The organism is candidate division TA06 bacterium, from assembly GCA_004376575.1.
Lineage (GTDB): Bacteria > Hydrothermota > DG-26 > E44-bin18 > E44-bin18 > E44-bin18.
On the sequence record SOJN01000011.1, the window covers coordinates 1 to 7,617 of the forward strand.

Below are 7,617 nucleotides of genomic sequence, written 5' to 3' on the forward strand. Positions count from 1 at the left end.
CAGTATACCAGAACCTTCTGGTATACCGAGGTGCCTTTTATATGATTATCAATCTATCTCAAGCAGATCCTTCGCCTTCGTTCCTCGACTACTGCTCGGGACTTCGCTCCCCTCGATTCAACTCGGGATTAACTCTCTGTAACAAGCTCAGTACGCTTTGCTTGTGACTTTCACAGCAAGTAAACCCTTCGACACCCTACGGCTGCTCCCTTCGGCGCCGCCTCAGGACTAAGTCTTTCTAAGCCTCGTCTTCGTCTCGGCAAGAAAGACTAAGCAGGACGAAAAATGACTCATGTCATCTGACGATGGCATGGCCCTTTTTCGTTTTCGACTTTCGATGTCGGGGTGTAGTCTGGCGCAGTCGAAGGGGGTAAGGGAGAGGGTGATAATGCATTCAATTTCGTAGTTTCGTAATTTCGTGTCAAGTATGTCGGCTCTTTGGCGGGAGGCGACTACTTCTCTTTCTCTATCCTGGCAGCGCCCGTGACAATATCTTCGAGAGCGGCGCGCAGAGACCTCTGGCGGGTTTTTCTCTCACTATCAGCTGTCAACTCGTGAATCTCACGGGCTCTCTTTGCGACCGCAACCGAAAACTCGTACCTGTTAATCTCTATTCCCATTTTTACCCTTGAAAGGACTTCTCGTAAACCTCCAGTAACGTCAACGTTAAGTTCCCCTACCATCTTCTCCCTTTCCTCAAAGACCTTTCCGCAAATATATGCAAAAACACGGAGTTGTCAAGGGAAAAAAGACCTCCCGATCAATCCTCACGGTGCCGAACTAGGTTAGAGGAAACGCAGACACTCACAGTGCAAAGGACAAAGCGCGAGGCACAAATAGGCGTAGGCGAGATCTTCGACCCTAGATCTCAGATCTACGATAATATTAGCGCATCATTATCTTCTTGCTGGGGCTTAGCCGCTCCCACTCGATGACAACAGGTGCCACCACGAATATGGAGGAATAGGTTCCGACTACTACGCCAATTAGAAGAGCAAGAGCGAAATCTCTGAGCACAGGTCCACCAAAAATGAGGAGGCCGACAAGGACGAGCATGGTGGTCAATGAAGTGACGATGGTTCTGGACAGAGTCTGATTGATGCTCCTGTTGACAAGCACCTCGAACTTGGTTTTTCTCATTGTGCGGAGATTCTCCCTTATCCTGTCCGAGACGACAATAGAGTCGTTAATGGAATATCCAACGATAGTGAGGAGAGCGGCGATTATAGGGATCGTAATCTCTCTGTTGAAGATAGAGAATATACCAATAGTTATGAGCACATCGTGAAAAAGAGCGATGACTGCACCCACGCCGAATCTTAAGGTGAACCTGAAACCGACATAGACGAGTATGGCTAGCATGCCAACTGCCAGTGCAATGGCCGCCTTGCCCTGGAGACCTTTGCTCACCCTTGGCCCGACAAGCTCCTCCCTGTCAACTCTTGGGGCGTTGTCCGGAAAATCAGCTCTGAGCTTCTCAGCCACATACTGACCCATACCGAGACCTAGACCCGCATCTCTCGCCTCACTGCGACCCGGTGGAACAGCCTCCTCTTTCAGCTCGCCGGGCGTGCTGGTCACCCCTTTCGCCGTCACGTACAACTTCGCAGACCCTGTATCTCCCCAGTTGCCTTTTGAGTCCTCGGCCCTCACATATATGGTGTGGGTTTCCCCCGGCTTCCATTCTATGGGCAGGGTAGAGCTGGCGGCCTCGCGCCGCGAATCGAAGAAGTCAACTGCGCTCATGACAGTTCCCTCTCCCGGTGCCACGGCAGAGTCCACCGACATCTCCACAACCATGACAATAGAACCTCCCGTGTACTCATCGCTCACAGTTGTCTTCACAGTTACCAGAGCAGCCCCGGCAGTCGGGTTTGGGTCTATCTCCACGGACAGTATTTCGGGCCCTGTGCTATCTATGCCAATCTCACCCTTGGTGGTGATGAGGAAATCGCTGGCAGTTCCAAACCTCTGTATGACAGCCTTTGACATTCCTATTTTTGCGAGGGATGAACGGATCTCATCTGTCTTGATGGGTTTGTCAAAGTGAACCTGGATGAGCGATCCGCCAGTGAAATCAATCCCGTAGTTCGGGCCTCCACGCACTATCAAAGAGATGAGACCAATAACAATGAGCGTTCCAGATACTATGAACGCATGCTTTCTGAACCCAATGAAGTCAATCTCCGGCTTCTTGAAAATCCTCAGCACGTTGCCTCCACTTATATCAAGAGCTTCTTAGGCTGGCGCTTCAAGGTTGCCACATCGAATATGACCCTGGTCACAACAATCGCGGTGAAGAAACTGCACACAATGCCAATAGAAAGCGTCACCGCGAAGCCGGTTACCGGGCCCATCGCGAACCTGGTTCCGAATATCCAGAGAATCACCGCAGCCAGGAGAGTTGTCATGTTTGCATCAAGAATGGTTCTGAATGCTTTTGAATAGCCGTTATCGATAGCTGCCCTTACGGTCTTTCCGGCGAGAAGCTCCTCTCGTATCCTCTCAAATATTAGAACATTGGCATCGACCGACATCCCAATCGTAAGAACTAGCCCGGCCATGCCGGGTAGACTCAGACTTGCCCTGAACCCTGAAAGTACGGCTAGCACAAATACAAGGTTCAGGACCAGAGCAATGCCGGCCACAAAACCGCTGACGCTATAGTAGACGAGCATGAAGAGCAGCACCACAACCCCGCCTATGACCAGACTCCGCACCCCACTCCTTATGGAGTCTGCGCCCAGCGAAGGCCCGACCGACCTCTCCTCTATCACCTTGACTGGAGCGGGCAGGGCACCAGCTCTAAGTACAATGGCAAGGTCTTTCGCCTCTTCAAGCGGGGACAATCCCATCTCGATCTGAGACCTCCCGCTGGCTATCCTTTCTCTGATGACAGGAGCCGACTGCACAATCCTGTCCAGAACAATGGCCAGCCGTCTTCCCACATTTCCACCGGTAATGGCGGCCCACTTGGCCCTCGCCTGCCTTGTCATGGTCAGGTCCACCCTCACCTCATTGGGATTGTCAGAACTGCCTATACCAACCTCTGCGTCTACTATGGCTGCGCCAGTCAGCTCGGGATCTTTTCTCACCAAATAGATGGGCCTGAACTTGCGGCCCTCTATGTAGGTCTCTTGACCCCAGAGGAACTCCTGCCCTTCTGGCATCAGCCTGGCAGCCTCTGGCAGGCTCGTATATTTGTTGAAGGTCGATCTGTATCTATCATCTACCACAAAATCTGCCCTGTGCCTTCTGATCAAAGATAGAAGCGGACGCACAGTATAGTCGAGGGTATCTTCGACCGCCACACTCTCCGCGCTCATGACCACTCTATCTATGGCTTCAAGAAGACGCTGCGTCTTCAGAGCGCTCTCGACAAGTCTGAACTCGAGTTGTGCAGTCTTCCCGATAACATCCTTGGCCCTTTGCCTGTCCAGAACACCAGGAAGCTGAACTGCTATTCTGTCGGTCCCCTGCTTCTGAATGGTAGGTTCGAAAACCCCGAACTGGTCAATTCTGTTTCTCAAGACTTCGAGAACTCTGTTTGTGGCGTCTTTGGCCTCATCCGGAGACAACTTTGACTTATCAACCTCAAGCACGAGATGCATTCCGCCCTGAAGGTCAAGCCCCAGATGCAGGGCCTTCTTGTTCAGCTGCTTCATCTCCTCTTCGGTCATCGTCAGCTTCTGCTCAGGAGTCAGCCGTCCCAGCCTTACAGTATAACTGAACTGCCATCCGGCCAGGCCGATGGCCATAAAAACTATCAGTATTCTCCATCTCAGTCCGCGTCTCATATCAAGTGGCCTTTCAGAAAAAGTTAGGCCAAATATAGAACTCGTATTCCCTTATGTCAAGCGCAAAATCACCCTCCCACGCACGACACCTTCGAAATTCCAAAAATAGAAAATCAAAGACGAATGACCCACAGTGGCACAGCGCAAAAAAAACGGACTGTCATTGCGAGACTCGCGGAGCGAGTCGAAGCAATCTCCGGCGTCGATTTTCGATCTTCGAATTTCGATGTCTCTAGGTAAGTGGATTCATCACGAGTCCCGATATCAGCTTCGGAAAGAAGTCAGTCGACTTCTGTGGCATTTTCTCCATCTTGGACGCCACTGCCTTCACTTGAGAAACCTTCGTCGGATTCATCAAGAGCAATAACTGAGCATCACCTGAATCAACAGCCTTGATGCCGGCCTGAGGGTCTCTGAGATATCGGATATTCTCCTGAGTTACAACTTTCTCCTCGGATATCCCGAGCAACTCTTGAATCACCACCTCATGGAGTATGACAACGTCAAGCCCCTTCCATTCCGCCGACCTGCTTGCGGGCAGCATTTTCTCCCAGCCAGACCCCTTTTTCGAAGTCAAGACCCGGTACTCGCCTCCTGCGTAAAGACCGAGGGCGTGACCTTCTCCTGCTTTTTTCATCTCTTCCAGTGCGCTGGCCAGGGTGCTGGCAGGCTTCAGGTCGAAGTAGTTTGAACATCCTTCCAAGAATCGATCCAGACTGAAGTCTCTGAGACTATGTATTAAACGGTGGGTGGGCAGTATGAAGAGCCCGGGGTCCTCCATCCCTACCAGTGTGACCATCCTGAAATTGTAGGGCTCCTCACCCGTGTCGGAGGCACCGGCAGCCATCATCCGTTCCTCGAGGTAGTCAAGAGCGGTCTCGAACCTGTGGTGGCCATCAGCTATGTAGAGGCTCTTATCCTTCATCGCTTCAGTAACTCTGGCTATCGTCTCCCCATCGTGTACTGTCCATACCCTGTGCTTGACACCCCCCTCCTCAAGCGCCTCCATCTCGGGCTGACCCTGTGCAAACGGTTCCAACATCTGATAGACCGAGTTCTTCTCGTCTGGATAGAGCAGGAATATCTGTCCAAAATTGGTTGCGGTCGCACGCATGAGGTTCAGCCTGTCCTCCTTCGGCTTTGACAGAGTCCTCTCGTGCGGACGAACAGTTCCCAGAAAAGGGGGGACGATCCATTGCTTGCAGATGAACCCTTTTCTCGTCTTACTGCCTAGCTCCGGGGCTTCAAACTCCTGGTGATAGATATAAAGTGCCGGCTTACTGTCCTGTATCAGAATCTTCTCATCCAGCCATCTGTCCAGATAACGCCTGGCCCGGGTGTAGACGTTGCCCGTATCCGAATCGCCCGGTTCTGGCTTTCCTTTTATTATCCTCACAATGTTGTACTCAGACTTGGCGTAATAGTCTTCTCTCATTGAGTCGGTTATCTTGTCATAGGGCTGACTGACAACGTCATCCAGCTTACCCACCTTGGATAGATTGTATCTTACCCCTTTGAAAGCCCTAACTTCAGCCATGCGATACCTCTATCACGCGTTCTTGGCCCAGTTTACGATCTTGTCTGCCACGGCAGTCCCGACTCTCCCCTGTCCTTCACGTGTCGATGCGCCTATGTGCGGAGTGGTAATCACATTGTCGAGAGTAAACAGCTTGCTGTCCGTTGCAGGTTCTTTTTCGAAGACATCTATGGCCGCGCCGGCAACCTTGCCCGACCCGAGGGCGTCATAGAGAGCCTCCTCGTCCAAGATACCTCCTCTTGCACAGTTTACGATCCTCACACCGTCCTTCATCTTCTCAAATTGAGGCTTCGAAAGCATGTGCGCGGTCTCATCCGTTCTCGGAAGATGAAGGCTGATGAAGTCGGACTGAGAAAGAAGTTCATCCAAGCCTACCAGTTTCGCATCTACTCCTTCCACAGACTTCACATACGGATCGTAGGCGATCACTTTCATGCCGAGTCCCAGCGCTCTCTTTGCCGTCTCTTTCCCTATCCTGCCAATGCCAAGCAAACCGAGTGTCTTCCCAAAGACCTCGCAGCCTTTCAACTGCTTCTTCTCCCACTTGCCTTCTTTCATCCCATAAGTACCCCGTGGGATGTGCCTGCACAGAGAGAGCATGTGTCCCACGGCAAGCTCGGCCACAGAAATGGAAGAGGCCTCTGGTGTGTTGGTCACCTCAATCCCCTTCTTCTTGGCAGCTTCTCTATCTATATTGTCGAGTCCAACCCCGCCTCTGACGATCAGTTTCATTTTATCCATAGAATCAATCACTTTATCCGTAACCTTTGTAGCACTCCTCACAACCATTACCTCATACCCTTTCACTGCGTCAAGAAGCTGCTCAGGCGTGAGACCAGTCTTCACGTCGACATCAAGGCCAGCGTCCTTCATAGACTGGATAGCCTTTTCAGCCACAGGATCTGTGACGATGACTTTCATCTTTAGAACCTCCTCTTAGAAAGATTGCCGGGGCAACATCCGCCCCGGCGCGTCCATGCACAACTGGTGAGAGCGGGGCACCTATGAGACGTGGAGAATCTCCTCAGCAGCCCTCACGCCTTTACCCAGCTCCACCTTGTATCCTAAATCCACAAGTGACATCTCAAGGGCGGAGATCCCAACCAGTACGTCCGTGTAGTTGGCATAACCCAGATGGGCTATCCTTATTATCTTCCCCTTAAGATGAGCCTGTCCCCCTGCCACCTTGATGTCATACTTACGGTCGAGAGTGTTCTTCAGTTCTTTTCCATCTACCCCGTCCGGGACCTTTATCGCCGTGACTGCATCCGCGGGCCTCTTCGAGAAGAGTTCCAGCCCAAGGGCCTTTGCCGCGGCCCTAGTCGCGTCGGCGAGTTTCGCGTGGCGCGCAATGACGTTGTCCATCCCTTCTTTCTTCATCCGCTCCAGGGCTTCGGCGAGCCCCACAATCAGCGAGACCGCAGGAGTCCAGGGGGTCTGGTTCTTTTCGAGCGATTTGAAGTAGGCCTTCCATCTATAATAGTACTTGGGTAGCGTGGATGATTCACTCATCTTGAGGGCCTTATCACTGATGGATTCAAACGCAAGCCCCGGGGGGATCATAAGGCCTTTCTGAGAACCGCTCACACAAACATCGACGTGCCAGTTGTCGGTTTGCATGTCGCAGGCGCCGAGCCCGCTTATCGCATCCACCACCAGAACAGCAGGCGTGTCCTTCACTATGTTGCCGATGGCCTCGATATCAGTGACTACACCTGTTGAAGTCTCACAAAGGGTCGTGAATACCGCCTTTATGTCTTTGTCCTTGTCCAGATGAGACTTTACGACCGCGGGGTCGACAGCATCTCCCCATTCGAGTTCGATGGGTACGACGTTTACGCCGAAGGCCTTGCACATCCCTTCCCATCTCTCTCCGAACTTCCCGCCCTTCACTACTAGAGCCTTGTCGCCGGCAGAAAGCAGGTTGGCTATTGACGCCTCCATCGCGCCGCTCCCCGATGAGCAAAAGATCAGGACAGGATTCTTCGTTTTGAAGACGATCTTCAGATCCTCTGCGACCCGCTTGAACAATGCTTCGAACTCCTTGGTCCTGTGGTGGATAATGGGCCTTGCCTGAGCAGAAAGCACCTCTGGCGGCACGCTGGTCGGACCCGGCGTCAAGAGAAATATCTTTTGCATGTGACCCCCCTGTTGTTCTTAAGTTCTTTGCCGAAAAGGACTAATATCTTATGTAAACCCACCTGTGATGTCAACCCCAATTTGTGAAATTGTGGTTACTATGTCGAAATGATAGCTTTTATTACTAAGTGAAAATGTTAGTTT

At 51.9% G+C, this 7,617-nt stretch carries 6 protein-coding genes; all 6 read right to left on the reverse strand.

Features of this window, described 5'->3' with window-relative positions; translation table 11 throughout:
* Positions 1-452: 452 nt before the first annotated feature.
* The 6 genes from E3J62_00710 to E3J62_00735 all read right to left on the reverse strand — a co-directional run bounded on the left by E3J62_00710 (position 453) and on the right by E3J62_00735 (position 7,473).
* Complete coding sequence (locus tag E3J62_00710; protein TET47668.1) at positions 453-683, reverse strand: DNA-directed RNA polymerase subunit omega; 231 nt, start codon at positions 681-683, stop codon at positions 453-455.
* 202 nt (positions 684-885) lie between these two features.
* Positions 886-2,211 carry a protein translocase subunit SecF gene (gene secF / locus E3J62_00715; protein ID TET47669.1) on the reverse strand — a complete coding sequence of 442 codons (1,326 nt, stop codon included), beginning with the start codon at positions 2,209-2,211 and terminating at the stop codon, positions 886-888.
* 11 nt (positions 2,212-2,222) lie between these two features.
* A complete protein-coding gene (gene secD, locus E3J62_00720; GenBank protein TET47670.1) occupies positions 2,223-3,797 on the reverse strand; it encodes a protein translocase subunit SecD in 1,575 nt (524 codons plus the stop codon).
* 232 nt (positions 3,798-4,029) lie between these two features.
* Positions 4,030-5,334, reverse strand: coding sequence for a DUF1015 domain-containing protein (locus tag E3J62_00725; protein TET47671.1), 1,305 nt, complete (start codon positions 5,332-5,334; stop codon positions 4,030-4,032).
* 12 nt (positions 5,335-5,346) lie between these two features.
* Complete coding sequence (locus tag E3J62_00730; GenBank protein ID TET47672.1) at positions 5,347-6,255, reverse strand: 3-phosphoglycerate dehydrogenase; 909 nt, start codon at positions 6,253-6,255, stop codon at positions 5,347-5,349.
* Between the two features lie 81 nt (positions 6,256-6,336).
* Positions 6,337-7,473, reverse strand: coding sequence for an alanine--glyoxylate aminotransferase family protein (locus E3J62_00735; protein ID TET47673.1), 1,137 nt, complete (start codon positions 7,471-7,473; stop codon positions 6,337-6,339).
* Between the last annotated feature and the right edge of the window lie 144 nt (positions 7,474-7,617).

Coding starts and splice junctions, on each gene's coding strand:
- E3J62_00730 (TET47672.1), bottom strand. CDS start 6,255: ATGAAAGTCATCGTCACAGATCCTGTGGCTGAAAAGGCTATCCAGTCT.
- E3J62_00725 (TET47671.1), bottom strand. CDS start 5,334: ATGGCTGAAGTTAGGGCTTTCAAAGGGGTAAGATACAATCTATCCAAG.
- E3J62_00710 (TET47668.1), bottom strand. CDS start 683: ATGGTAGGGGAACTTAACGTTGACGTTACTGGAGGTTTACGAGAAGTC.
- secD (TET47670.1), bottom strand. CDS start 3,797: ATGAGACGCGGACTGAGATGGAGAATACTGATAGTTTTTATGGCCATC.
- E3J62_00735 (TET47673.1), bottom strand. CDS start 7,473: ATGCAAAAGATATTTCTCTTGACGCCGGGTCCGACCAGCGTGCCGCCA.